We start from the raw sequence: 23,626 nt of genomic DNA on the forward strand, positions 1-23,626 counted from the left end.
GACATCAAGCGGTACACGTTCCGTTTAAAGATGCTGGCTGAGTACGATATACAGTGGGACGACAAGAAAGACTGAGAACAGATCATAGTCGATATTTTGCGCTTTTCTGGCGCGAACAGATGGGTTTAGGAAATTATCGACGCCTTACGCTTCGCTAATCAGGGAGGTGAATAGAAGAAAGGCGACCTGATGGTCGCCCCGAAGATTATGCTGGTTTGTGTTGCTGGACCTTGCGGCCGCGCTGCTTACGTAATTTATCAATCAGCTTATGCGCCTCCGCTTTGGTGGCAACAGCAGGTGAAGAGCCTTTCAGCGGTTTACGCGCGGTTTCACTCAACGTTAGCACCGTAATCAAACCGACAATTCCGGCGCCCATCATGTAATAAGCGGGCATCATCGCATTGTGCGTGGTATCCACCAGCCATGCAGTGATTAACGGCGTAGTGCCGCCAAACAGTGACACGGAGAGGTTAAAGCCGATCGCTAATGCGCTGTAGCGAATATCGGTGACAAACAGGGCCGGTAACGTGGCGGGCATGGTGCCGCTAAAGCAGGTATGCAATAAACCTAATACCGCCAGACCGGCAAATACCAACATCATATTGCCAGAACCAATGAGCATATAGCTGGGAATAGCCAGCAATATTAAGCCCAGAGCCCCTAAGCCAATGACCGGCTTACGGCCCATACGGTCGGTTAGATGTCCCCACATCAACGTCAATGGCATCATAATAAACATAATGACCATCACTAACATGAGCCCGGATAATTCACTCATACCCAATACGCCGGTCAAATAACTGGGCATATAAGCAGTCAACATATAATTGGATACGTTAAATAACAGCACCAGGCCAATACATTTCAACAGCGGTTTACTCTGTACACGCAGCATCTGCAGCAAGGTCAGTTGAGGCTTATTGTGCTCAAGCTCTTCGCGCTTATCCATGTGCTCTTTAAATGCCGGCGTCTCTTCCAGCTTAAGGCGAATATAGAGACCAAATAAACCTAAAGGTGCGGCCAGGAAAAATGGAATACGCCAGCCCCAATCCATCATGGCTTGATGCGGTAATAGTGCAATCATGCCGGTGACCAGACTGGCACCGAGCAGATAACCCGCCAGTGTGCCGAATTCCAGGAAGCTGCCCATAAAGCCACGGCGCTTATCGGTGGAGTATTCCGCGATAAAGGTCGCTGCGCCACCGTATTCGCCGCCGGTGGAGAAACCCTGCACCAGACGTGCCACCAGCAGCAGGATCGGTGCCGCAATGCCAATACTGGCATAGCTGGGAATCAGGCCGATGCAGAAGGTGCCAATCGACATCATGATCATGGTGAAGGCGAGCACTTTCTGCCGCCCAAAGCGATCACCTAACGGCCCAAATACCATTCCCCCGATTGGGCGAACTAAAAACGCAGCGGCAAAGGTGCCAAAAGAGGCGATTAACTGCGCAGTGTTACTGGCACCAGGAAAAAAGACCTGGCCGATAATCACGGCAAGATAGCTATATACGCCAAAATCAAACCATTCCATGGTGTTGCCTAATGCAGCAGCACTCACAGCGCGTTTTAATAATTTGTTATCGATGACCGTAATATCATCAACGGTTAAGTCAGATTGTTTAGAAATCGTTCCGGTGCTCATAAACCTCCATGAGTAAAATTAGAGCGATCTTATAGCTTTCGCAGCCGAAAAATTCACCTATGGAAATGAAAGCTATAAGAGGCTGAAAGGCGGACACCTTAGGTAATCTCTTTAAGATGTGCAAGTTTGTGACATATATCCTTGCATTAAAGCGTAGCGATGAAGGTATATTCTGTCAAAGTGCTCTCAAGGTGAAATAATTGATTGTGTCGTGGTGGAGGGGGATGGGTTTTATTGTGCGCTATATTATGCGGTGACACTGTGCTAGTGAGTTAATTATGCTGCAGTCATTCACGCCGCATAAGATTCAGCGGCACAAGGCGGGTGAAGGAAAATCATTTGAACAGCGCATTCACGATGGAGGTAAATACTGACCCTGTAACGAAAGCATGATGAGTAATATTGTCTTGATTTTGAACATCCGCTAACCGCTTTAACGCCGCTTCTGGCGTCGCCGCTTCGACCTCTTCATCTAACTTTTTATAGCCTTGTGAAATGAGTAAGACGGCGCTCTCGACATCTGTTCTTTCGACAGTAGCAACGACCTGATCTTTTTTATAGAAGATGTAATCTGGCATGGTCAAATTCCCGTGGAAACATGCAAGTGCTGCAATTTTATGCTTGATGTCGACTACTTTAGCAAACCCTGGATGATTGAGCTAAGGCGGATAATGTAGTTGCGGTTGCGATCAATAATTCTCTGTCCGTTTCCAGCGAGCAAGGATGGGTTCGATAACGTTTACTGCTGATGAACCCATGTTTTTAGCAGGAGGCAGTATGCATTACATTATTAGCGGATTGAATAGCAGCGATTTTGCACATTTATACGGAAAAGATGATGAGTACCTGGCACAGTACAACGCACGCCGAGTGTTAGCCAGCCAAGCCTCGGCTTTGCCAGACCGCATTGGCTTGAAGGATGTTCCACCAGGAGATAATGCGATCTTGCTTAATCACACCTATCAACCCGCGCAATCGCCATACCAGGGGAAGCACGCAATCTTCATTCATGAAGGTTGTATGCAGTCCGGCATATTCTACAGCGAGATCCCGGAATACCTCGCTAAGCGTCAACTCTCACTGCGAGCATTTAACCTTGAGCACTGCATTATTGCGGCAGAGCTGGCGACGGGTGATGAAGTGGAGCAAACCGTTTTAGATCTGCTACAGCGGCCTGAAACCGTGTATATCCACGCCCATAGTGCGCGATTTGGCTGCTATTTGGCGGCGATTAATAGGCATTAGGGCTAACTCACGTTTGTAAGATATTTTGAGGGTGGCGAGTATGTGTCGCTTGCATGGTGAGTCTCGCAACAGATGGTTGATTTAAACAGATGTCAGGCGGTTTTATGTGGGCACTGTTAGCAGTATCGGCAATATTGCTATTCGGCGCACTGGCGGTGGCTCAGGTTCGCGATCCTTACAAAAACGCCTCATGAATGACACAAGATTGCCGCACCCATGAGGGCGCGGCAAGGTAACTTAGGTGCCGGTATGGCTCTGATATCCCACCAGGTTACCGTTGTCGTCAAACACCTCATAAATCACGCTCTCACCCACCTGAACCGGTTGCGCTATTGGGAGAGTCACCGAACCAAACGGCGCCACCAGCACATCATCCACTTTAAGCTTATTTCCAATCTGTAATCTTAAGCTCATATACCAGGCCGTAGGATTCTCTACTATCAGTTGACGATCGTGAACCACAAAACGCAGCTTCTGCACATCTTCAGGCTGGGGTGCACCCAGCGCAGCATGTCGAACAAATACCTTAAGCCGCAATCGCAACGGCAACAGGATTTTTTGTTCGGCGCTGCCTGTTTGCCTGCTCAGCGCGGGAATCTGATAAATATTCAGCCAGTAAAGGCTCTCACGATCCTCCGGCAACGACTGGCGTGAAGTGAGCACCAGACGAATTGCACGCTGCTCATCAGGTGCGAGTTTCATCATCGGCGGCATGGCAAAAATGGGTGCACTGCTCAATTCCGGGGACTGCATCAAATCACCGTCATCGCTCCAGATCTGTACCACGGAGGGGGTATCCGCACCGTTCTTTATATTTAGCGCCTGGCTGCTCTCACCGGCATTAAAAATGATGCGTGTTCTATCCACATTCACCACGGCCATGGCGTGAGCAGCGAATAACAGGCTGCTCAATGCCAATGTGTTACTGAAAACTGACCACCACTTGCAACTGCGCATTGACTGTCCCTGCTGTTACTGTTTGTCCACTTATGGCTTCGAGCGAAGCCAAAAAATCACCGCTGTAAATATTGCTGCTACCGGAAGAGACCAGCGAGGTGAGATCCGTATAGGCATACCAGCCGCGCGTATTCCCGGTGCCGGTGCTGGCGAGGTTAGGCAATAAGTTAATGGCAGAACCACTGGCATTATAAATTTTGATGCCCACACCCGAGGCTACGCCGCTGCTGCCATATTGATTATCCAGCAGCCAGGTCAATCCGCCGCCGCTGGTGGTCAAACCCAACTGTGTCGCCTGTGACACCGCATTAGGCTGATTCACCAGCAAGCCCATCGCGACATTGGCGGCAGTGCTGGTGGATGTGCTGGTGCTGGACCGCGCGCCCGATTCGCACTGCAGCGAGATCGAAAACGGTACCTGACTGCTACCGCCTGCTTTGAGCGCGTTCACGCTGATGGTTGGCAGCAGCACCACAGAGGGGTAGTTCTGGACTTCACACAACGCGCCCCGCACATAGGTCACGTTGCGATACGTACTCCAGGCGGCGGGCCAGTTGCCGTAAAACCCGTACCAATAGCTGGCGCTGTCCTGACCTACCGCCAGACTGTTGGTGTCCAGACCTGGGCCTTTAAAAGCAATATAGCCGCGCGGCTGCGTCCAAAGATCGCTGTAGCGGTTATCGCCATTGGCGTAATAGCTGGTTGAACTGATTTTGAACATCTCGTACAACACGTTGCTAAACGCGCTGGCCGGAATATAAAGGTAGGTGCCGTCGGAGTACCAACTGTCAGCGGTAAACTGGCGTGACTTCCAGTAGCGGCTGTAATACTCACCGGTGGTCAGATTGGTCATGCGCACTGCCACGTTTTTCGCCACATCGTAATAAGCGCCGCTAACCTCGCTGCTGGCATACATGCCAGCATAGGCGCTGTCACCGTTGGTGGCGTACATCTCATACAAACTGCCCGCATCCGCTACTGCACAGCGGTAGAGAATCTGATTCGGGCTGTAAGCGGTGTTGCTGGCGGAGGTGAGAAACGAACCGACTGAACTGGCCAGCAACGATCCTGCGGGCTGAAAGGATGTGCCGCTGTTAATGCTGATCACCGATGGCAAACCCAGGTTGCCTGAACAGGTATCACAGGCACCCGTCCAGGACGATGCGGTATAGCCCGCTGCCAGAGCGGCGGCTGAAAGCGATGAGGTGCTGGTGACTTTGATGCAGTTTGCCGATAACGTCAGCGGCAGCATCAGCAGCACAACGAGGAGATATTTAATTTTCACGAGTTATAGCGTCCTGCAAATACCATTGAGGAGGATAAGCGCCTGTTGCGTCTTTCCGGTGATTTGATAATTGACGGCGCAGCGTTGGGTTTTGCCATCCCAGCTGATTTGCAGACTGCCGGAGTCATGCGGAACGCGTGCGTAAAGCTGGTTTCCCTGACCGACAACGCCAATCACAGTGTTGGAGGCATCACGCACTTCGGCGCCCATCGGCGGTGCCATCCCCTCGGTGGTATTCAGTGAAATCAACACCGCGGTGCCGCGTAAGGTGGCAAAACTCACCTGACTCACGGCACCGGCATAAGGAACCACACGCTGGCTTCCGCCGTTTAACTCAGCATCGGCGCGCATGTGCAACGTATCGAGGCTGACCGTGTTTTCACGATAAGGGGTGAGCGAGGGCAGCAGCGCATAACCGTTGTAGTCAATGACGGCTCCTTGTCCGTTTTGCACCGTCGCACCTTGGGCGCCCTCGGCATGGATCAACGCGAACGTATCGCTGGTGTAAGGCCCCGCAGTGAGACCGCCACGATGCAGCAGTAAAGTGCCAGACGTGCCTAAACCGACCTGCCGATAGTGATCTCCCTGGCCGTAGTTGGCGCGGACTGCGCCAAAACGGGTGTTTTGCTGCAGGTTGCCCCCAAAGGAGCTCGCTTCTCCGTTGACGCCATTGCGGTAATGCTCAGTTCCTCCGTAGAGCGAATAGGAGAAATCGCGCTGTTCGCCTGCCGAACCTGTTAGTGTCGCCATCGAAGACTGGCTCTGTTTTGACTGGTTGTAGTTGTAGGCCACAGATGAAAGACCCGCACCCCAGTTAAGCGGTACTGAAATATTCACTGAAAGGGTATTTTCGCTGTATCGCTGCTGGCGGCTGCTGTCGAGGTTATCGTTGACGCTCAGGTTAAATTGCTGGGTATTCCACCAGGTGCGTTGACGCGCCACATTGATACCGTAACTGAGATTGCGCCAGCTGTTGCTATAGCCGAACTGCAACTGGGTGATGCGTGACTGGTTGTTGTAATAATCGGCGGTGCTGGCGCTTAAACTGACCAGGCCATACGTATCCATTGACTGGCTGAGTGTCGCCGATAAGCGATTACGCTGGTTGAGCGAGTCTGAGTAGTAGTTGATGTCCGCTTGTTGCTGGCGTCGAACCCCTAAAACATCCTGAAGGTCGCGAAATCCACGAGTCGAATATCGATAAGCGGCCAGGACCAGGTTGGTGCCGGTCTGAAAGGTCTTGCTATAACTCAACTCGGCACGCCAGCCGGAGGTGCGCTGGTCATTTTCGGCCTTAGCCTGGGAAAACGTGGTGTTCAGACCCATCGCACCGATTCCGGTTGCCCAGACACCTCCCAGAAGCCACGCCTGGTAATCTTCCGCCAGCCGTGAACCGACGGTTGCCGTCAAACTATTACTGACGCCGCGCTGCATCACGCCCTCAAAAAAAGCGTTATTCACAGCGTAATATTGGCGCACACGGCCCAGCGCCAGCGAGTAATGCCAATTGCCCGGACGAACCGAATCAGGAACCGAGGAGTAGGGCACCGTAAAGGTGGCGATTTTACCGTTGGCTTCTATCACCTCGACTTCAAAATCCCCCTGACTGCGGGTATTGTTCAAATCATCAATGATAAACGGGCCAGGCGGCACCACGGTTTCATAGATGACCTTGTTCAACTGTTTCACAATCACACGGGCGTTAGATGAGGCGATGCCTCGAATTTCAGGGGCATAACCGCGTCTGCCTTGCGGCCACATACGTTCGTCAGTGGCGAGTTTTACGCCATTAAACGGCAGGCTGCCAAACAGCGAGCTGTCTGTGTAGCTATCGCCAAGGGAAAGCTGGCTATTGATCGACGTCAGTGGTCGTTGCACCCAGGTTCGTACCTTGTTGTAGCGATAGCTGCTACCACCCACACTGCTGCTGAGATAGCGAAGATTGCCCTGATGACGCAGCTGCCAGTTGGCGACATTAGTGCCTGCGGTTATTCCGCTCCACAAATATTGATAGCGGTAGGCGGCCGCGCTGTTTTCCGTCCAGGTGTAATTGGTGTTGTGGCGCAGAAATAACGCGGTCATCCCGCCATCCCACTGTTCGGGCGGAATATAACCACGCGGCGTGCGCTTAAGCGCTGACAGGGGCAGCGTGATATTCAGGCGTAACGCGGCTGCATCAAAAACCCAGCTCCCTTGTGGCGTCCAGTCAGCAAGCGGGGCGCACTCGCGATCTATTGGCTGTATTGGAACCTTTTTCAACGGCAACATTTTCACCAGCGAAAAGGGTAAGCATGGCTCGACCTCTTTTCCTTGTGCCGGGGGCAAGAATTCAAGCTTCACGCTGGATGACACGAGGGCATTATTGACATAAACATCGACCAGATAATGCCCCGCGGGCAACTCGCTTTGGTTGAATTGCGCGATGTTCTGACCGAAGGCAGAGCCTTTAAACAGCGACGGATCGAAATAATATTCTTCACTGTGCACGGCTGTTGAGAAATAGAATGAAACGGTCAAAAAGAATAAGGGGAATTTCAATTCATTGGGAGTTGATGGGGTAATTTTCACTTATTCTGGCTCCCTGATCGTTAATCGCGTCGAGTTTGACGCTGCCTACACCCTGTAAGCGTTGTTTGGTATGACTGAACCAGCAGGTATGCACGGAGAACGGGGCAACCATTACAGGTTCACACTCATAATTTTTTCCCGCGATACGCAGGGAAATAGCGACGAATGAAGCATGCCAGGGCTGCGCATTATCGATCTGTAATCCGCTGCCTTTTTGGGGATCGATTAGAGTGCGGACTTTAATACCCGATAAAATATTGCCCGGTTTGCCTATTGCCGCCGGGCGATAAAACAATTTCACCCGATTGCGCAGCATGACCGTCATGGCATTCTTATCGGCGGCAGCCTGTGATGCGGGCGGAATTTGCAGCATGTTAAACCAGTAAACGGACTCTCGATCCTGAGGCAGTTTGTCTGGCTGGCTGACGACAATACGCGCGACCTGCCCTGATTTCGGCTGAATACGAAATACCGGCGGCGTAGTGATAAAGGGCACGCGATTAATCTGCTGTGGTTTGGCATCCATATCACCATCATCAAACCAGGTCTGAATAACATAGGGAATGCTATCGTCGTTTTTAAATTGAATATTGATGGAGCTGACCGGTGCCGGGTAAATGATCCGACTGCCCAGCAGCGTGACGCTTGCTGCTGCCGAGGCTGACATCACGCTGATAAATAACGCGCCCAGGGCATTGCGTAAATACATACAGACAATCTCATGGCATGCAGCGCACGCCCGGATATCCGAACGTACGCTGATTAATTATTACTGGTAAGTCACAGCGTATTGTAATGAAGCAGCCACGGTTCCGGCAGCGGCGACACCATTGGCATAATATTGTGCGTTATAAGTGGCCGAGGATTCGGTCTCATCGGCGGCAAGCGTCAGGTCGCCATCACCGGTATAGCCGCCCGTCAGGTTAATCACCGCGTCTTTACTGTCCACCAGTTGGACCTCAACATTTTTTGCGGTGCCGGTATTCGCCAGGTTGCCATTGGCCGTCACGTTATTGCCGACAAACACCGTTGAAATTTTTGTTGAGGAAGCTGAGTTGCCGGTACAACCGGTCAAACCTACGGTAAAGGCGGTTTGTCCAGCGACATCACCACTGGCAGCCAGATCGGATTTACTCACGGTGGGCATCAGCACCACCGGTGAGGCAGCATTGCCATTCACCGAGATGGAACAGGTTTCATCAGCCACTTCACCCTGGAAATTAATGGTGTTATCGGACGCTGCAACGGCAGAAGTCGAGAAAAGGGCACCGGTGATAACCAGTGAAAGCAGTGTTTTATGTGTTTGCGTCATTTCGTGTAATCCTTTTACTTAGTGACCCGAGATCAGCTGATTAAGGCTGGTACCGGTCTTTCGTCGAATCGAATCTTTGATGTTGTAAATTTTTTTCATCTCATGGTTCATTGCTATCGAAATGGCAGAAAGTGAATTCCCTTTCAAGGCTAAATCCAGAAAGGTCACTTCCTCATTCGACAATGCATTAACTCTCCTTGTTGCGCCTCCTTTTAAACCATAATAGGTACTGTTTATCACTTTCTTGATATCCTCTAACCGGTCTTCACAATAAATAACGGAGTGGATTCCCTCTCTCTTTATCCAGTGTGCAGCCAGAGCGGCCAGCGGTCGGTCGGAGACCAAAACGATGGTCAGTCCGGTGGATTTCAGATAATCAATCCAGTTTTTATTGGTGAGATAACGTAAGTTTTCTCGCGAAAAATCAACGAATATACATCCCCGGCAAAACACACTTTCATAGCGGCCAGCGACTAATGAAAGTACACCTTTAATCAGGAAATGATTGTTCCCCGGCCAAATCGCAATTTTTTGTATTGGACAGCGATTAAGAATATCGTTGTTTCGGTTCGTCAGCTGGCAGCCATATTTGCAACTGGCACAGCGTAAGTCCTCTCGTGTGGTATTTTTCATAACAAACTCATCCGCTCCTGTAAGAGCTGCGGATATCCTGGCAGGATAATTGTTTTTATTCAACGAGTTAAGAAAATCAGTCATTTCTTACCCTCAGAAAAGTCTTAGGTTGTACGGGATGGTGATTTTTAAAATTCCATTGTCTTTTCTCAACTTGGCATGATCGTCATCGTTTCATACCCCTATAGAGTTAAGAACTTTCTAAATCCCCCAGGATTAATGGTGAAAATCGGCTTTCAGGATCAAAATTTAGATAGCATTAATTGCTAAATAATTGGATGTTCGTCAGTGTTGAGCCTGATTATCTTTGGTGTGAAAAGTAAGAATTCAGGATTTTTAATTTTTATTTGATGTAATGAAAACTGCCTCTGGTCTGTGGGTTGTGATGCGGCGAGGTAATTGAGTAATGAAGTTCACCTTACGGAAGGGGATATTTATCTCTCTTAGGATTATTCTTACATCTAAAGCAGGGTGGATTTGATCTTAAAATGTCCGCGCGGAGAAGATTTTTACATATCATTAGCAATCTTGTGACCGCTTTGATTAGTGCAATTAATCAAACCGGATGAGGGTTCAACTTACTGGCTATGATTTATCTAAAAAATATTTTATTTGGCTAAATCAATTGTTAATGTCTGGTGTTTATTTAATTGATAAAAAACGACTGTGCATTTAGGAAGACCAGGCGACAAATATTGTCTGGTTGAGGTTCCGTTGTGAATTATCGCTGAATTATGAGTCGGGCCAGCGACATTCGTCACTCATGGTTTGCGCCAAAGCGGCAGCAGCGTGCGAGAGCTGGTGCTGCTTCAAGCGCAAAATGCCCACACGCCGCTCAATTTGAGGTGCGACCAGCGGCACGCATACCGCGCCGAGTTCTCGCATCTGCTGAATGCAGAGAGCAGGTACGGCGCTGGCCCCCAATCCACTGGCGACCATTTTGCCCACGGTGACCAATTGATGACTTTCGTAAGCGACGTCGAGTCTTCTTCCTGCCTGTGCCAGTGACTGCTCAAGCAGCAGACGCACCGCCGAAGGACGCTGCAAGGTAATGAAATCCAGATGCAGCAGTTCACGCCAGCTCAGCTGTGGCTTTTTCGCTAACGGACTATCAGCGGGCACCACCGCAACAAAGCGGTCGCTACCCAGCGGGGTGAAGTGCAGCGCATCGGCCAGTTCGGGCTCAAAGGCGACACCCATCTCCACGCGTCCCTCCTGAACCATCTCCAGCACCGTTTCATTGATCACGTCATGCACCGCGATATTGACCCCGGGATAGCGCTGGCGAAAAGCCTTCAGCACCGCAGGCAGCAGGTTGCCAGCAAAAGAGGGCATGGCGGCAATCGACACTTTCCCCAGTTGCAGCGTAAAACGCAGATGCATCGCTTCTTCGGCATTTTCCCAATCCGCCAGCAATCGTCGCGCCATGGGAAAAAAGATTTCACCTTCCGGCGTCAGTGATACGTGGCGGGTGGTGCGCATAAACAACGGTCCACCCAACGCCTCTTCTAATCCGCTGATCGCCAGGCTCAGCGCCGGTTGCGAAATCGCCAGACGTTCGCTGGCCTGAGCAAAACTCAAAGTGTGAGCGACCGCTAAGAACGCGCGTAACTGCTTGATAGTCATTTTCATTTTTCTATTTGTTAACTTTATGTAAAACAACGATTAACGGAATATTAATAAGAAAAGTAAATGAAAGGCCAATAAAAACAAAATTAACAAATCATTTTTGTGACGCGAGGATGGCTTTATTCGGTGAGCTGAGGAGATGTACAGCAATGGCAGGATTAGACAAACGCGTCACCAGTTATCAGCAGGCGCTGGCTGGATTGCAAGACGACATGACGCTGCTGGCGGGGGGATTTGGCCTGTGCGGCATTCCAGAAAATCTCATCGCCGAAATTCGTCAGCAGGGCATTAAGGGGCTGACCGTGGTCTCGAATAACTGCGGAGTGGATGGCTTTGGCCTCGGGCTGCTGCTGGAGAATCGGCAGATCAAAACCATGATCGCCTCTTACGTCGGTGAGAACGCGCTGTTCGAGCAGCAGATGCTGAGCGGTGAGCTGGAAGTGATTCTCACGCCGCAGGGGACGCTGGCGGAAAAAGTGCGCGCAGGCGGCGCGGGTATCCCCGCATTTTATACGGCCACCGGCTATGGCACGCCCGTGGCAGAAGGCAAAGAAGTCAGAGAATTCGATGGGCGCCACTACATTCTGGAACAGGCGATTCGCGGTGACTTCGCCATCGTCAAAGGCTGGAAAGCGGACTGGTACGGCAATGTGATCTATCGCCACACCGCACAGAATTTTAACCCACTGATGGCGATGGCTGCCCGTGTCACTGTGGTGGAAGTTGAAGAGATTGTGGCACCGGGTGAGCTGGATCCGGCGGCAATCCATACGCCGGGCATTTATGTCGATCGCCTGATACAGGGCAACTTCGAGAAACGCATTGAGAAACGCACCCTGAGTGAAGGAGGCGCACATGCTCACGCGTGAACAGATGGCGCAGCGCGTGGCGCAGGAGCTACGCGATGGCGATTACGTCAATCTTGGCATTGGCATGCCGACGCTGGTGGCCAATTACGTGCCTGATGGCATGGACGTGATGATGCAGTCGGAAAACGGTTTATTGGGCATGGGGGCGTTTCCCACCGAAGCCGAACTGGATGCCGACATGATCAACGCCGGCAAACAGACGGTGACCGCAAGAAAGGGTGCGGCAATCTTCGATTCGGCGCAGTCGTTCGCCATGATTCGTGGCGGCCATGTTGATCTGACCGTGCTGGGCGCGCTGGAAGTGGACGTCAGCGGCAATATCGCATCGTGGATGATCCCCGGAAAAATGGTCAAGGGCATGGGCGGTGCGATGGATCTGGTGGCGGGTGCTGAAAACATCATCGTGATGATGACGCACGCATCAAAGCATGGCGAATCAAAACTGCTGTCCGAATGCACTTTGCCGCTTACCGGCGTCGGCTGTATTCGTAAAGTGATTACTGAACTCGGCTGGCTGGAGATTGAAGAGGGCGCTTTTGTGCTGCGTGAGTATGCGCCGGGCGTCACGCTGGATGAGATCCGTGCAAAGACGGCCGGGCAATTACGCATCGCCGATGATGTCCGTGAAATGCGTTTTTCAAAGGAGGCATCATGAACGAATGTGTGATTGTGGCAGCCACCCGCACGCCCATCGGCCGTTTTCACGGTGCGCTGGCGTCTCTGACTGCAGCGGAACTGGGCCAGCAGGTGATCGCCACACTGCTGAAACAAACCGCGCTCGATCCCGCGCTAATCGATGAGGTCATTATGGGGCAGGTACTCACCGCCGGATGCGGGCAAAACCCTGCGCGCCAGGCGGCCGTGGCGGCGGGTGTACCTTACAGCGTGCCAGCCAGCACGCTGAACATGGTGTGTGGCTCAGGGCTGAAAGCGGTGATTCAGGCCGCACAAGCCATTCAAAGCGGTGCCGCTGAGATCATTATCGCGGGCGGTCAGGAGAGCATGAGCCAATCTCCTTATCTGTTGCCGGATGCGCGTGGCGGCTGTCGTTTGGGGCACAGTCAACTGATGGACAGCGTGATCCACGATGGTCTATGGGATGCGTTTAACGACTATCACATGGGGATCACCGCCGAGAATCTGGCCGATGAATACCACATCAGCCGTGTCGATCAGGATGCGTTTGCCTTGCAATCCCAACAGAAAGCGGTGGCGGCACAGCAACAGGGCGCCTTCCGCGCCGAAATCACGCCTGTCGCGGTGGCGCAGGCTAAAGGCGAGACATTGGTGATCGGTGAAGATGAACAGCCACGCGCGGACAGTTCAGCAGAGCGGCTGGCGCGTTTGCATCCCGCCTTTAAAAAGGACGGTAGCGTGACCGCAGGTAATGCTTCCAGCCTGAATGATGGCGCGGCCGCCGTGCTGTTGATGTCAGCATCACGCGCCGCCGCATTGGGGTTACCGGTGCTGGCGCGATTGACCGGAAGCGGCATTGCTGGCGTGGATCCGGCGGTGATGGGTATCGGCCCGGTGGCTGCGACCAACAAAGCCCTGAAACAGGCTGGTTGGGAGTTGGATCAAGTGGACTTAATCGAAGCTAACGAAGCCTTTGCCGCTCAGGCTCTGGCGGTAGGCAAAGCGCTTAACTGGCAGCCGGAACGGGTCAATGTCAACGGCGGTGCCATTGCGCTGGGTCATCCGATTGGTGCCTCCGGCTGCCGCATTTTGGTGACGCTCATTCATGCCTTGCAGCAGCGTGAGCTGAAGCGCGGTCTGGCAACGCTGTGTGTTGGCGGCGGCATGGGCGTCGCCCTGGCGGTTGAACGCCCGGATTGAGGCGGACCGATTCAAATTATTGGCAATGTCTTTACCTTCAACCCTACAAAATAATAAGGAAGCAACATGAGTGTCGTTATTGCCCTCGCTGCGCTTGGGTTGCTGATGTTAGCCGCCTATCGCGGCTATAGCGTAATTTTGTTCGCCCCGATTGCCGCGCTGTTAGCGGTGCTGTTAACCGAACCGGCTGCGGTCGCGCCGGTGTTCAGCGGTCTGTTTATGGAAAAGATGGTGGGCTTTGTGAAGCTCTACTTCCCGGTGTTTCTGCTGGGTGCCATCTTTGGCAAGTTGATTGAGCTATCCGGCTTCTCACGCTCGATCGTCACGGCGGCCATTGCGCTGCTGGGGCGTCGCCATGCCATCCCTGTGATTGTACTGGTGTGCGCACTGCTGACGTACGGCGGCGTGTCGCTATTTGTAGTGGCCTTTGCTGTTTATCCGTTTGCCGCAGAACTGTTTCGTCAGAGCAATATCCCTAAGCGCTTGATTCCGGCAACGGTGGCTCTAGGTGCGTTCTCCTTCACCATGGATGCACTGCCCGGCACGCCACAAATCCAGAACATCATTCCCGGCAGTTTCTTCGGCACTAACGCCTGGGCTGCGCCATGGTTGGGGTTGATCGGTTCACTCTTCATTATTGTGGTGGGCTTACTGTGGCTGGATCGGCAACGCCGTCGGGCACAGGCCAACCAGGAACCCTATGGCATTAACCTGAAGAATGAGCCAGAAACAGCAGAAGATATTCGTTTGCCGCATCCGCTGATCGCCATTCTGCCGCTAATTCTGGTCGGGGTGCTCAATCTCTGCTTCACCTGGTGGATCCCGTCGTGGTACGGCGCGCAGAGCAGCGTAACGCTACCGGGAAATCCCACGCCGATTCTCACCGATATTAAGAAAACCACCGCGATTTGGGCAGTACAGGCGGCGCTGCTCAGCGGCATTCTGGTGGTGCTGATTTTTGGCTGGCTCAACATTCGTGGTCGTCTGGCAGAAGGCAGTCGCACAGCGGTTGCCGGTGCGTTACTGGCGGCGATGAATACTGCCTCCGAGTACGGTTTTGGTGCGGTAATCGCTGCGTTGCCGGGATTTGTCGTGCTGTCTGGCGTGCTGCAGGCGATTCCCAACCCGCTGCTCAATGAAGCGATCAGTATTACCGTGCTGGCGGGGATCACCGGTTCGGCATCGGGTGGGATGAGTATTGCGCTGGCAGCGATGGCAGAACACTTCGTGCAGGCGGCGCAGGCCACGGGGATTCCGATGGAAGTGCTGCACCGCGTGGCGGCGATGGCCAGCGGCGGGATGGACACACTGCCACACAATGGCGCGGTGATTACCTTGCTGGCGATCACGGGGTTAACGCATAAAGAAGCGTATGGTGGCATCTTCGCCATCACCATTATCAAAAGTCTGGCCGTGCTGTTTGTGATTGGGGTGTTTTACCTCACCGGCATTGTCTGAAGGAGGATGAATCGATGCAATTAGCGGGAAAAGTGGCACTGGTAACCGGGTCTACCAGCGGTATCGGATTAGGTATCGCTGAGCAACTGGCACTGGCGGGCGCCACGGTGATACTCAACGGTTTTGGCGAAGTGGAACACGCGAAAGCGATTATCGCGGCCACCGGGGCAACAGTGGATTATCACGCGGCAGACATGTCCGATCCGCAGCAAATCGCCGCGATGATTGAGTGGGCGGAAGCGCAGTATGGTGCGATAGATATTCTGGTGAACAACGCCGGTATTCAGTACACCGCGCCGGTGGAATCTTTCCCGGTAGAGAAGTGGGATGCGATTATTGCCATCAATCTCTCTTCGGTGTTCCACACCAGTCGCGCCGTATTACCCGGTATGCAGGCACGTCACTGGGGGCGCATCATTAATATCGCCTCCGTGCATGGGCTGGTGGCATCGAAAGAGAAAGCCGCTTATGTCGCTGCGAAGCATGGGGTGGTAGGGCTGACAAAAGTGATTGCGCTGGAGAATGCCCAATCACCGATCACCTGCAACGCCATCTGTCCGGGCTGGGTGCTAACGCCGCTGGTGCAGCAGCAGATCGATAAACGCATTGCAGCCGGCGAGGATGCCGAAACCGCGCGCCTGGCGTTATTGTCAGAAAAACAACCTGCTCAGGCGTTTGTTACACCTGAGCAGTTGGGAGCATTGGTGCTGTTTCTGTGCAGTGAAGGCGGTGCGCAGGTACGCGGCGCCGCCTGGAACATGGATGGCGGCTGGCTGGCGCAGTAATGCATCACGGCTTTATCCACGCGGCAATACACTCTTTCATCACGCGCAGGCGCTCATCCAGCGCCGCTTTGGCACTGAGATCCTGCTGGTAGATAATCGACAGCGTTGACTGATTGATCAGATAAAAAAAGCCCAGCGCGGAGATATTGATGTTGAGTTGCATCACATCGATATCCTCGCGCACGTTTCCTTCGGCGCGTCCTCGTTGCAGCAATTGCTGGGTAATACTGCTCCAGCTCTGATTAATCTGCACGGTGATGTCAGAATCTTTGAGATGCCGCGCCTTGAGCTGATTTTCACTGTTGAGCAGGCGAATGAACTCGGGGTTTTTCAGGTAATAGTGCCAGGTAAACTCCACCAGCTGCAAAATTGCCTGATCGGCGGGGAGGTGATCGAGCTTTAAGGCTGCTTCCTGCTCGCGAATGTCACGATAGGCTTCTTCCAGCACGCGGGTAAACAGAATGTCTTTGTTAGTGAAGTAGTAGTAAATCAGTTGCTTATTGGCATGAGCGCGTTCGGCGATGCTATCAACGCGTGCACCGTCGAATCCTTTCTCAGCGAACTCAGCGCGCGCGGCCATCAGTATCCGCACCTGCTTATCCGTGACATCCTCAATGTTACTCGCAACACGATCAACCAAAGCAGAATCCCCACATATCACTGTTTTACTGAGCATTATAGTGCCTCTTTTTGCGCATAAAACAAGGGCAAAAGATTTTCAACTAACTAGTTGGTTATGTGAATTCGATCAAAGTCAGGTCTCTTTCTGCCCATTATAGTGTCGTCATCAACCAGTTAGTTGATTGATTATGAATCAGCGAACGGCGGAGCGTTGAAATAGATGTTGAACGTGTTACTTCCATCACAAACGACTTTGAGGTGAATACATGGCGCAGATTCCAGTGGGCATCATCATGCACGGCGTGACCGGGCGAATGGGTAAAAATCAACATCTCATCCGTTCGATTGTGCAGATTCGGCAGCAGGGCGGTGTGGCGCTGACCAATGGCGACCGATTGATGCCCGATCCGATTCTGATTGGCCGCAACGCGGAAAAAATGGCTGCGCTGGCGCGGGAATTTGGTATCGAACGTTGGGGAACCAACATTGATGAAGCACTGAATAATCCGCATGACATCATCTTTTTTGATGCAGCCACCACCCAGGCACGTCCGGCGTTGCTGAAGAAAGCCATCAGCAAGGGGAAACACGTCTATTCGGAAAAGCCGGTAGCGATGGGGCTGGATGATGCGCTGGATCTATACCATTTCGCACAAGAAAAAGGCGTGTGTCACGGCGTGGTGCAGGACAAGCTATGGCTGCCGGGTCTGCAAAAGCTGCGTTTGCTAAATGAATCCGGCTTCTTTGGTCGCGTGTTATCGGTGCGCGGTGAATTTGGCTACTGGGTATTTGAAGGCGATCGCCAACCGGCCCAGCGTCCATCCTGGAACTACCGCAGCGAAGATGGCGGCGGCATTATCCTCGACATGATTTGCCACTGGCGCTACGTCATCGACAACCTGTTCGGTGAAATCAAAAGCCTGAGCTGCATCGGCGCAACCCACATTCCACAGCGCTGGGATGAACAGCAGCAACCTTATGACGCCACGGCGGATGACGCGGTGTACGCCACCTTCGAACTGCACAACGGCGCGATTGTTCAGATCAACAGTTCATGGTGCGTGCGCGTGCGCCGCGATGATCTGGTGACATTCCAGGTGGATGGTGTCAACGGTTCAGCGGTGGCTGGCCTTAGCGATTGCTTTACGCAGGCTAGCGTCAATACGCCAAAGCCGGTCTGGAATCCGGATATCCGTCAAACCCATAACTTCTTCGATGACTGGGCCAGCGTGCCGGATACCCAGGTCTACGACAATGCATTCAAAGTGCAGTGGGAGCTGTTTTTACGCCACGTCTGGGGCGAAGGGGAATATCGCTGGGATCTGCTGGAAGGAGCCAAAGGTCTGCAACTGGTCGATCTGGCATTGAAAAGCTGGAAAGAGCGTCGCTGGGTTGATGTGCCATCGCTGGAACGCTAAGGAGCCGAACATGAGTCGTCCCCATTCCGAACAGCTTTCGCTCAACACGGCGACCGTGCGCCAGCAGTGGGATTTACGCCAAATCATTGAAGGTTGTGCGCGCCATGAGATTCGCGGCATCTCGCCGTGGCGCGATCAGGTAGCAAACATCGGTTTAGCAGAAGCGGCGCGGCTGATTCGTCATCACGATCTGCGGGTGAGTGGCTACTGCAGAGGTGGCATGTTTCCCGGCGTTGATCAGCAAACACGCCAGGCGACCCTGGCCGACAACCAGCGAGCGGTGGATGAAGCGCTGGAATTGGGCGCAGAGTGCCTTGTGCTGGTGGTCGGCGGTTTGCCGCCAGGTTCGAAAGATCTGCCGGGGGCGCGCCAGCAAGTGCGTGATGGACTCAGTGCTCTGCTGGAGTACGCCCGCGCGGGCGGCATGCCGCTGGCGATTGAACCGCTGCATCCCATGTACGCGGCGGATCGTGCCTGCATTAACACCCTGAAGCAGGCTAACGATCTCTGCGATGAATTGGGTGACGATGGACTGGGGATTGCCGTCGATGTTTATCACACCTGGTGGGATGCTGAGTTTTATCAGGAAATCGCCCGTGCGGGTCTGAAACGGCTGCTGGCGTTTCATATCTGCGACTGGCTCACGCCTACGCGGGATCTGCTGGAAGATCGCGGCATGATGGGCGATGGCGTTATCGATATCCGCGCCATGCGGGAAGCGGTAGAAGCCCAGGGTTATCGCGGACTACATGAAGTGGAAATTTTCTCCCGCCTGAACTGGTGGACTCAGGACCCAGATGAGGTGCTTAAGACCTGCAAGGCTCGCCATCTGGCGCACGGTTAACCGTATCTGACAGAGCTGAAAAGCTGTTTTCGTCGGTCACAGACATTGTCGAGGAAAAGATGAATACAGATACCCGCAAAATGATTCTGGTCACCGTGCTGTGCGGCCTTGGCTACATGATGTACTCGGTGGATCGCATGACGGTGTCATCAGCCATCGGGCTGATCGCTGGAGAGTTTGGTCTCGGTAAAGCGGAGAGTGGCATTCTGCTCTCCTCCTTCTTTTTTGGCTTCATCGTCTTTCTGTTCATTTCCGGCATTATCGCCGACAAGTTAAGCGGCAAACCGGTATTGATTCTCGGCCTGATGATGTTTTCACTGGCGACACTGTTAACGGGTGTCGCCGGCAGCATGACCAGCCTGATTTTTTACCGCGTGATGACGGGCATCGGTGAGGGCATCTTCTGGCCTGCCGCCTCGCTCGAAGTGGCCAACGTGACCAGCGAAAAACAGCGCACCACCGTGATGTCACTCTATTGGATGGGGTATCCGATTGGCGGGTTCCTCGGTACCTGGATGGGCGCCATGCTCGGTCCGATCTTTGGCTGGCGCGTGGTGTTCTACGTGGCGGGTGCCATGGGCATGCTGGTGGCGCTGTTGTATCTGGTGCTGGTAAAAAATGATCGTAAACCTGCCGAGTTGATTGCACGCCAGGCAGCGGAAAAAGTGCCATTAAAAACCTTGTTCCGCCATGCGCCGGTGTTGCTGATGGCTGCGTTCTATTTCGTGCTGCTGGCAGGCTGGTGGATTGTGCTGCTGTGGGCACCGAGCTATTTGATGCAGGTAAAAAATCTGTCGATTGGCACTGCAGGCACCATCGCCAGTCTGCTCGGCATTACCGGTGCGCTGGGCGGTTTTGTATTGGGGCGCTACTGCGATAAGGGCGATTTCAAACGTCGTCGCACCATTCTGATGACCATTACTTTTATCAGCGGGCTGGTGATGGCCGCCATGGCATTCAATCTTTCGGTGCCGTTGGTGATTGTGCTGGTGCTGATCCTCGGTTTCCTTGGCTATCCGATTACACCCATTGTTCTCTCGCTCACTGCTGAACTGGTGCCGCCTTCTCTGCGCGGTTCCGCCATCGGCTTTGTGATGAATATGGGGATGGCGGCGGGCGGCATCTCGCCAATTGTGGCGGGTTATTACGCGCAGCATTACACCCTGCAACCGGTCTGGCTGGTCGCCGCCTGCGTCATTATCTGCAGCAGCCTGGTATTGCTGGGGGTGCGTCGCCTGCCTATCGGAAGCCACAACAGTTCGCAGAATGTGATGCCGTCCGGGCATCTGGCAAAACACTGAAATAAGGAACAGAACCATGTCTGTGAGCAATAAAGTGCGTTTACTGGATCGCAACGGTCAGCCCTACAGCTACATCATGCAGGGTGAGCGCCACTGGAGCGTACCGGCGAAACCGCTATTTAACCGTGACGTGTATGCCGCTGCGCATGTGGTTGCCGACCCGCAGCGCATGCAAAATCCGCATAGCGATATGGCGATTGACTGGGACAGCACGCTGGAATATCGCCATCATTTAATGTCGCTGGGATTGGGCATCGCGGAAGCCATGGATACCGCGCAACGCGGCATGGGGCTGGATTGGCCAACCGCGCTGGAGCTAATAAAACGCAGCGTTGAGCAAGCGAAAGCGTATCCGGGGGCACGGGTCGCCAGCGGGGCTGGAACCGATCATCTGACGGACTTTTCCCAACTGACCTTACAGGATGTGATTGCCGCGTATGAGCAGCAAATCTCAGCAATCGAAGTCTGTGGCGGCCGTATTATCTTAATGGCTAGTCGCGCGCTCGCTGCCATTGCTAAGGGGCCAGAGGATTACATCACCGTTTACAGCACGCTTCTGCGCCAGGTGCGTGAGCCGGTTATTTTGCACTGGCTGGGGGACATGTTTGATCCCGCACTACGCGGTTATTGGGGTGGCGCGACAATTCACAGTGCGATGGAGGTTTGCCTTGCGGTGATTCGCGAAAATCAGGCAAAAGTGGAGGGGATAAAAATCTCCTTGCTGGATAAAGATCGAGAAATTGAGATGCGGCGCCAGCTGCCGGCTTCCGTCAAAATGTATACCGGCGATGACTTTAACTATCCCGAACTGATCGCCGGTGATGAGCAAGGCTTCTCGCATGCGCTACTGGGCATTCTCGACGGCATTGCACCGGCCGCCACCAGCGCACTGCATGCATTAGCGCAGGGCGATCGCGTCACCTTTGAACGCATACTGGCACCGACAGTGCCGCTGGCACGCCATTTGTTCTCGGCACCCACTCAGTATTACAAGTCGGGCATCGTGTTCCTGGCCTGGTTGAATGGCCATCAGAAGCATTTCACCTTGCTGGGCGGCATGCAGAGTGCGCGCAGTCTGACGCACTACTCTGAAGCCTTTAGACTGGCGGACGAGGCTGGTTTGTTGAATAACGCGGATGTGGCTGCTGAACGCATGTGGTCGCTGGCGAAGTTGCACGGTATTTAGCCTTTCGGCTTAACGCGATTAGAGGCTATTTAAGCCGTCCGGATTTCTGACGGAAAAGAAGACTCACTCGGTTAGAGCGAAAAAAAGCCCGCCATTGGCGGGCTTGATAGCAGCGGCTATCGAATAATCTCGTAGGTGACGCGCGTGTATGTACTGCAACCACGATTGTGGCAGTCCATTATTGCAGGAATATTTTGTTACTGAACATACCGTTTCCTGATGGCTGTATAGCCGTGGGCTTCAAGCGCTGACTCATACGTATTGAATATTGAGCGCACCCTGTGCTGATGTCGTGATCTGCGCCTGAACCCGCCACGTTGTGTGTATGCGTTCGGGTGTGAGTACTGCTTTGGGCTTACCCGTTGAAACCACACGACCCTGATCGAGTACCACAAGGTGTTGGCAATATTTTGCCGCCAGATTCAGATCGTGAAGAGCAATCACCACCGTCACGGGCAGCGAAGAGATAAGACGCATCAATTCAAGCTGGAATTGGATGTCGAGGTGATTGACGGGCTCATCCAGCAGTAAAACATCCGGTTTTTGCGCCAGTGCGCGGGCGATTTGGCAACGCTGGCGCTCACCGCCGGATAATCGTTGCCAGCAGCGGTCGACCAAATTTTCCAGTTGCATTAACGCCACCGCCTCGTCAACGGCGCTGGCATCCTCTGCCGTCCAGAACTGGAATGCGCCACGATGAGGTGTGCGCCCGAGACGAATAATGTCAATCACCGTGAGTTCATCATCGGCTTCGGCGTGTTGCGGGACAAAGGCCAGTTTGCGCGCCAGCTGATTGCGCGAAAGTTGGTTCAGCCTCAGTTCGCCGAGCGTTATCTTCGCGCCCGAATCAGGCATTAGCCCAGCCAGCGCACGCAGTAGCGTTGATTTTCCTGAACCGTTGGGCCCAAGCAAACCTACGGTTGCAGACTGAGCTGCGTCGAAGGAGACCGTGGTAAGGATGCGGCGCGCTTGAAGTTGGACGCTGAGGTCACTGACCGATATCGTCATCGTTTAGTTGCCCTTTCGTTGATAGAGAAGGAAGGCAAAAGCAGGGGCACCCACTAATGCAGTCACCACGCCAATGGGTAAAACCTGATGTGCGATCAACGTTCTCGACATCAAGTCGGCAAGGATCATGAAATGGCAGCCCGACAGGAATGTCACGGGAAGGGTGATAAGATGTCGCTGTCCAACCAGCATGCGGGTCACGTGCGGGATGACCAATCCGACAAATCCCACCGCCCCAATTGAGCTGACAATCACCGCCGTGATGAATGCCGTAATCAACAGCAACACCACCCGCACTTTCACAACCGGAGTACCTAACGTTACCGAGACATCGACACCAAATGAAAACGTGTCCAGCGTGCGTGCATAGCACATGATCACCCCAAATCCGCTGAAGATGACGATGGCGCACAGAACGGCATCTGGCCAACGAACGCCGCTTAAACTGCCTAAGAGCCAAAACATCACACCGCGCGATTGCTCCGCATTGGCTGATGTGCTGACGATGTAAGACGTGAGCGCATTGAACAGCTGTGTTCCGGCAATCCCGGCCAAAATGATGCGCCCGGTGTTTTCCCCCATCCCTCGTGAGAGCAATATGATCAAGCCAAATGCCAGGCAAGCGCCGGCAAAGGCACCACTGCCAACCGTCAACACGCCGCTGCCAATACCCAGCAGCATCACCATTACGGCCCCGGTGGAAGCACCCGCAGAGATACCCAACAGGTAGGGTTCCGCCAGCGGATTTCTTAACAACGATTGCAACACCAGGCCACAAATCGCTAAGCCACCTCCACTGCAGGCGGCCATAAAGGCCCGGCTCATCCGATATTGCCAGACGATGCCAGCTTCAACGGGAGGGAGATCATAATGCGTCAAGCCCACCCCGTTGGTGATCGCCTGGAAAGTGGCGCTCAATGAAATGGACATATCGCCAATGCTGGATGAGAAGATCATCATTACGGGCAAGCTGATAAAGCCCGCGAGAAAAATAAAGCCGATCTTAAATGGGTAAGCTCGATTCAT

The 23,626-nt window shown here is 53.3% G+C and carries 22 protein-coding genes; 10 read left to right on the forward strand and 12 right to left on the reverse strand.

The annotated features are described in order from the left end of the window. Positions 1-205: 205 nt before the first annotated feature. Positions 206-1,645, reverse strand: coding sequence for a glycine betaine/L-proline transporter ProP (gene proP / locus WFP70_RS05395; protein ID WP_097117767.1), 1,440 nt, complete (start codon positions 1,643-1,645; stop codon positions 206-208). Positions 1,646-1,980: 335 nt separating this feature from the next. After that, complete coding sequence (locus tag WFP70_RS05400) at positions 1,981-2,223, reverse strand: hypothetical protein (protein ID WP_052127412.1); 243 nt, start codon at positions 2,221-2,223, stop codon at positions 1,981-1,983. Positions 2,224-2,422: 199 nt separating this feature from the next. On the opposite strand from WFP70_RS05400, the gene WFP70_RS05405 reads away from it, so the two are divergent. Continuing rightward, entirely contained in the window at positions 2,423-2,890 is a 468-nt protein-coding gene (locus WFP70_RS05405; RefSeq protein ID WP_337022862.1) for a DUF1203 domain-containing protein, read from the forward strand. Between the two features lie 237 nt (positions 2,891-3,127). On the opposite strand, the gene WFP70_RS05410 is transcribed toward WFP70_RS05405, so the two are convergent. The 7 genes from WFP70_RS05410 to WFP70_RS05440 form a co-directional block, all read right to left on the reverse strand. Further along, complete coding sequence (locus tag WFP70_RS05410) at positions 3,128-3,847, reverse strand: fimbrial assembly chaperone (protein WP_337022863.1); 720 nt, start codon at positions 3,845-3,847, stop codon at positions 3,128-3,130. Next, positions 3,813-5,099, reverse strand: a complete 1,287-nt coding sequence (gene stbD, locus WFP70_RS05415) for a fimbrial usher protein StbD (protein ID WP_337023037.1) — start codon at positions 5,097-5,099, stop codon at positions 3,813-3,815. Before stbD ends, WFP70_RS05410 begins: the two co-directional genes overlap by 35 nt. 36 nt (positions 5,100-5,135) lie before the next feature. Next, complete coding sequence (locus WFP70_RS05420; protein WP_442956332.1) at positions 5,136-7,700, reverse strand: fimbrial outer membrane usher protein; 2,565 nt, start codon at positions 7,698-7,700, stop codon at positions 5,136-5,138. After that, the gene (locus tag WFP70_RS05425; RefSeq protein ID WP_337022864.1) at positions 7,672-8,409 is read right to left on the reverse strand and encodes a fimbria/pilus periplasmic chaperone; all 738 of its coding nucleotides are present in this window, start codon (positions 8,407-8,409) and stop codon (positions 7,672-7,674) included. The genes WFP70_RS05420 and WFP70_RS05425 overlap by 29 nt, the downstream gene beginning before the upstream one ends. Positions 8,410-8,469: 60 nt before the next feature. Next, entirely contained in the window at positions 8,470-9,012 is a 543-nt protein-coding gene (locus WFP70_RS05430) for a fimbrial protein (protein ID WP_034822726.1), read from the reverse strand. Positions 9,013-9,030: 18 nt separating this feature from the next. After that, on the reverse strand, positions 9,031-9,729 hold the full coding sequence (locus tag WFP70_RS05435) for a LuxR family transcriptional regulator (RefSeq protein ID WP_237449301.1): 699 nt from the start codon (positions 9,727-9,729) through the stop codon (positions 9,031-9,033). A gap of 648 nt (positions 9,730-10,377) precedes the next feature. Beyond that, positions 10,378-11,277, reverse strand: a complete 900-nt coding sequence (locus tag WFP70_RS05440) for a LysR family transcriptional regulator (protein WP_283216038.1) — start codon at positions 11,275-11,277, stop codon at positions 10,378-10,380. A gap of 146 nt (positions 11,278-11,423) precedes the next feature. Here WFP70_RS05440 and WFP70_RS05445 point away from each other — a divergent pair, with 146 nt between their 5' ends. From WFP70_RS05445 to WFP70_RS05465, 5 genes are all read left to right on the forward strand, one after another. Beyond that, the gene (locus WFP70_RS05445) at positions 11,424-12,143 is read left to right on the forward strand and encodes a CoA transferase subunit A (protein WP_034822730.1); all 720 of its coding nucleotides are present in this window, start codon (positions 11,424-11,426) and stop codon (positions 12,141-12,143) included. Next, the gene (locus tag WFP70_RS05450) at positions 12,130-12,798 is read left to right on the forward strand and encodes a CoA transferase subunit B (RefSeq protein ID WP_337022865.1); all 669 of its coding nucleotides are present in this window, start codon (positions 12,130-12,132) and stop codon (positions 12,796-12,798) included. The genes WFP70_RS05445 and WFP70_RS05450 overlap by 14 nt, the downstream gene beginning before the upstream one ends. Further along, complete coding sequence (locus WFP70_RS05455) at positions 12,795-13,979, forward strand: acetyl-CoA C-acetyltransferase (RefSeq protein WP_337022866.1); 1,185 nt, start codon at positions 12,795-12,797, stop codon at positions 13,977-13,979. Before WFP70_RS05450 ends, WFP70_RS05455 begins: the two co-directional genes overlap by 4 nt. A gap of 66 nt (positions 13,980-14,045) precedes the next feature. Next, positions 14,046-15,437, forward strand: a complete 1,392-nt coding sequence (locus WFP70_RS05460; protein WP_337022867.1) for a GntP family permease — start codon at positions 14,046-14,048, stop codon at positions 15,435-15,437. Between the two features lie 14 nt (positions 15,438-15,451). After that, positions 15,452-16,222, forward strand: coding sequence for a 3-hydroxybutyrate dehydrogenase (locus tag WFP70_RS05465; protein ID WP_337022868.1), 771 nt, complete (start codon positions 15,452-15,454; stop codon positions 16,220-16,222). 4 nt (positions 16,223-16,226) lie between these two features. Here WFP70_RS05465 and WFP70_RS05470 read toward each other — a convergent pair whose 3' ends face one another. After that, on the reverse strand, positions 16,227-16,862 hold the full coding sequence (locus WFP70_RS05470; protein WP_249221793.1) for a TetR/AcrR family transcriptional regulator: 636 nt from the start codon (positions 16,860-16,862) through the stop codon (positions 16,227-16,229). Between the two features lie 247 nt (positions 16,863-17,109). On the opposite strand from WFP70_RS05470, the gene WFP70_RS05475 reads away from it, so the two are divergent. From WFP70_RS05475 to WFP70_RS05490, 4 genes are read left to right on the forward strand one after another with little or no spacing between them, the layout of a single operon-like run. Beyond that, on the forward strand, positions 17,110-18,261 hold the full coding sequence (locus WFP70_RS05475) for a Gfo/Idh/MocA family protein (RefSeq protein WP_337022869.1): 1,152 nt from the start codon (positions 17,110-17,112) through the stop codon (positions 18,259-18,261). Positions 18,262-18,271: 10 nt separating this feature from the next. Next, positions 18,272-19,105, forward strand: a complete 834-nt coding sequence (locus tag WFP70_RS05480) for a sugar phosphate isomerase/epimerase family protein (RefSeq protein WP_337022870.1) — start codon at positions 18,272-18,274, stop codon at positions 19,103-19,105. A 59-nt stretch (positions 19,106-19,164) separates the two neighbouring features. Next, positions 19,165-20,406 (forward strand): MFS transporter, encoded by a 1,242-nt coding sequence (locus WFP70_RS05485; protein ID WP_097117783.1) that lies wholly within the window; start codon positions 19,165-19,167, stop codon positions 20,404-20,406. A gap of 16 nt (positions 20,407-20,422) precedes the next feature. Next, on the forward strand, positions 20,423-21,592 hold the full coding sequence (locus WFP70_RS05490; RefSeq protein ID WP_337022871.1) for a dihydrodipicolinate synthase family protein: 1,170 nt from the start codon (positions 20,423-20,425) through the stop codon (positions 21,590-21,592). A gap of 252 nt (positions 21,593-21,844) precedes the next feature. Here the strand turns inward: WFP70_RS05490 and WFP70_RS05495 are convergent, their stop codons facing one another. Continuing rightward, positions 21,845-22,600, reverse strand: coding sequence for an ABC transporter ATP-binding protein (locus WFP70_RS05495; RefSeq protein ID WP_160833243.1), 756 nt, complete (start codon positions 22,598-22,600; stop codon positions 21,845-21,847). Positions 22,601-22,603: 3 nt separating this feature from the next. Then, on the reverse strand, positions 22,604-23,626 hold the full coding sequence (locus WFP70_RS05500) for a FecCD family ABC transporter permease (protein WP_337022872.1): 1,023 nt from the start codon (positions 23,624-23,626) through the stop codon (positions 22,604-22,606).

Source organism: Pantoea sp. USMM079 (assembly GCF_037153115.1).
GTDB lineage: Bacteria > Pseudomonadota > Gammaproteobacteria > Enterobacterales > Enterobacteriaceae > Pantoea > Pantoea communis.

Coding starts and splice junctions, on each gene's coding strand:
- proP (WP_097117767.1), bottom strand. CDS start 1,645: ATGAGCACCGGAACGATTTCTAAACAATCTGACTTAACCGTTGATGAT.
- WFP70_RS05400 (WP_052127412.1), bottom strand. CDS start 2,223: ATGCCAGATTACATCTTCTATAAAAAAGATCAGGTCGTTGCTACTGTC.
- WFP70_RS05405 (WP_337022862.1), top strand. CDS start 2,423: ATGCATTACATTATTAGCGGATTGAATAGCAGCGATTTTGCACATTTA.
- WFP70_RS05410 (WP_337022863.1), bottom strand. CDS start 3,847: ATGCGCAGTTGCAAGTGGTGGTCAGTTTTCAGTAACACATTGGCATTG.
- stbD (WP_337023037.1), bottom strand. CDS start 5,099: ATGCTGCCGCTGACGTTATCGGCAAACTGCATCAAAGTCACCAGCACC.
- WFP70_RS05425 (WP_337022864.1), bottom strand. CDS start 8,409: ATGTATTTACGCAATGCCCTGGGCGCGTTATTTATCAGCGTGATGTCA.
- WFP70_RS05430 (WP_034822726.1), bottom strand. CDS start 9,012: ATGACGCAAACACATAAAACACTGCTTTCACTGGTTATCACCGGTGCC.
- WFP70_RS05435 (WP_237449301.1), bottom strand. CDS start 9,729: ATGACTGATTTTCTTAACTCGTTGAATAAAAACAATTATCCTGCCAGG.
- WFP70_RS05440 (WP_283216038.1), bottom strand. CDS start 11,277: ATGAAAATGACTATCAAGCAGTTACGCGCGTTCTTAGCGGTCGCTCAC.
- WFP70_RS05445 (WP_034822730.1), top strand. CDS start 11,424: ATGGCAGGATTAGACAAACGCGTCACCAGTTATCAGCAGGCGCTGGCT.
- WFP70_RS05450 (WP_337022865.1), top strand. CDS start 12,130: ATGCTCACGCGTGAACAGATGGCGCAGCGCGTGGCGCAGGAGCTACGC.
- WFP70_RS05455 (WP_337022866.1), top strand. CDS start 12,795: ATGAACGAATGTGTGATTGTGGCAGCCACCCGCACGCCCATCGGCCGT.
- WFP70_RS05460 (WP_337022867.1), top strand. CDS start 14,046: ATGAGTGTCGTTATTGCCCTCGCTGCGCTTGGGTTGCTGATGTTAGCC.
- WFP70_RS05465 (WP_337022868.1), top strand. CDS start 15,452: ATGCAATTAGCGGGAAAAGTGGCACTGGTAACCGGGTCTACCAGCGGT.
- WFP70_RS05475 (WP_337022869.1), top strand. CDS start 17,110: ATGGCGCAGATTCCAGTGGGCATCATCATGCACGGCGTGACCGGGCGA.
- WFP70_RS05480 (WP_337022870.1), top strand. CDS start 18,272: ATGAGTCGTCCCCATTCCGAACAGCTTTCGCTCAACACGGCGACCGTG.
- WFP70_RS05485 (WP_097117783.1), top strand. CDS start 19,165: ATGAATACAGATACCCGCAAAATGATTCTGGTCACCGTGCTGTGCGGC.
- WFP70_RS05490 (WP_337022871.1), top strand. CDS start 20,423: ATGTCTGTGAGCAATAAAGTGCGTTTACTGGATCGCAACGGTCAGCCC.
- WFP70_RS05495 (WP_160833243.1), bottom strand. CDS start 22,600: ATGACGATATCGGTCAGTGACCTCAGCGTCCAACTTCAAGCGCGCCGC.
- WFP70_RS05500 (WP_337022872.1), bottom strand. CDS start 23,626: ATGAATCGAGCTTACCCATTTAAGATCGGCTTTATTTTTCTCGCGGGC.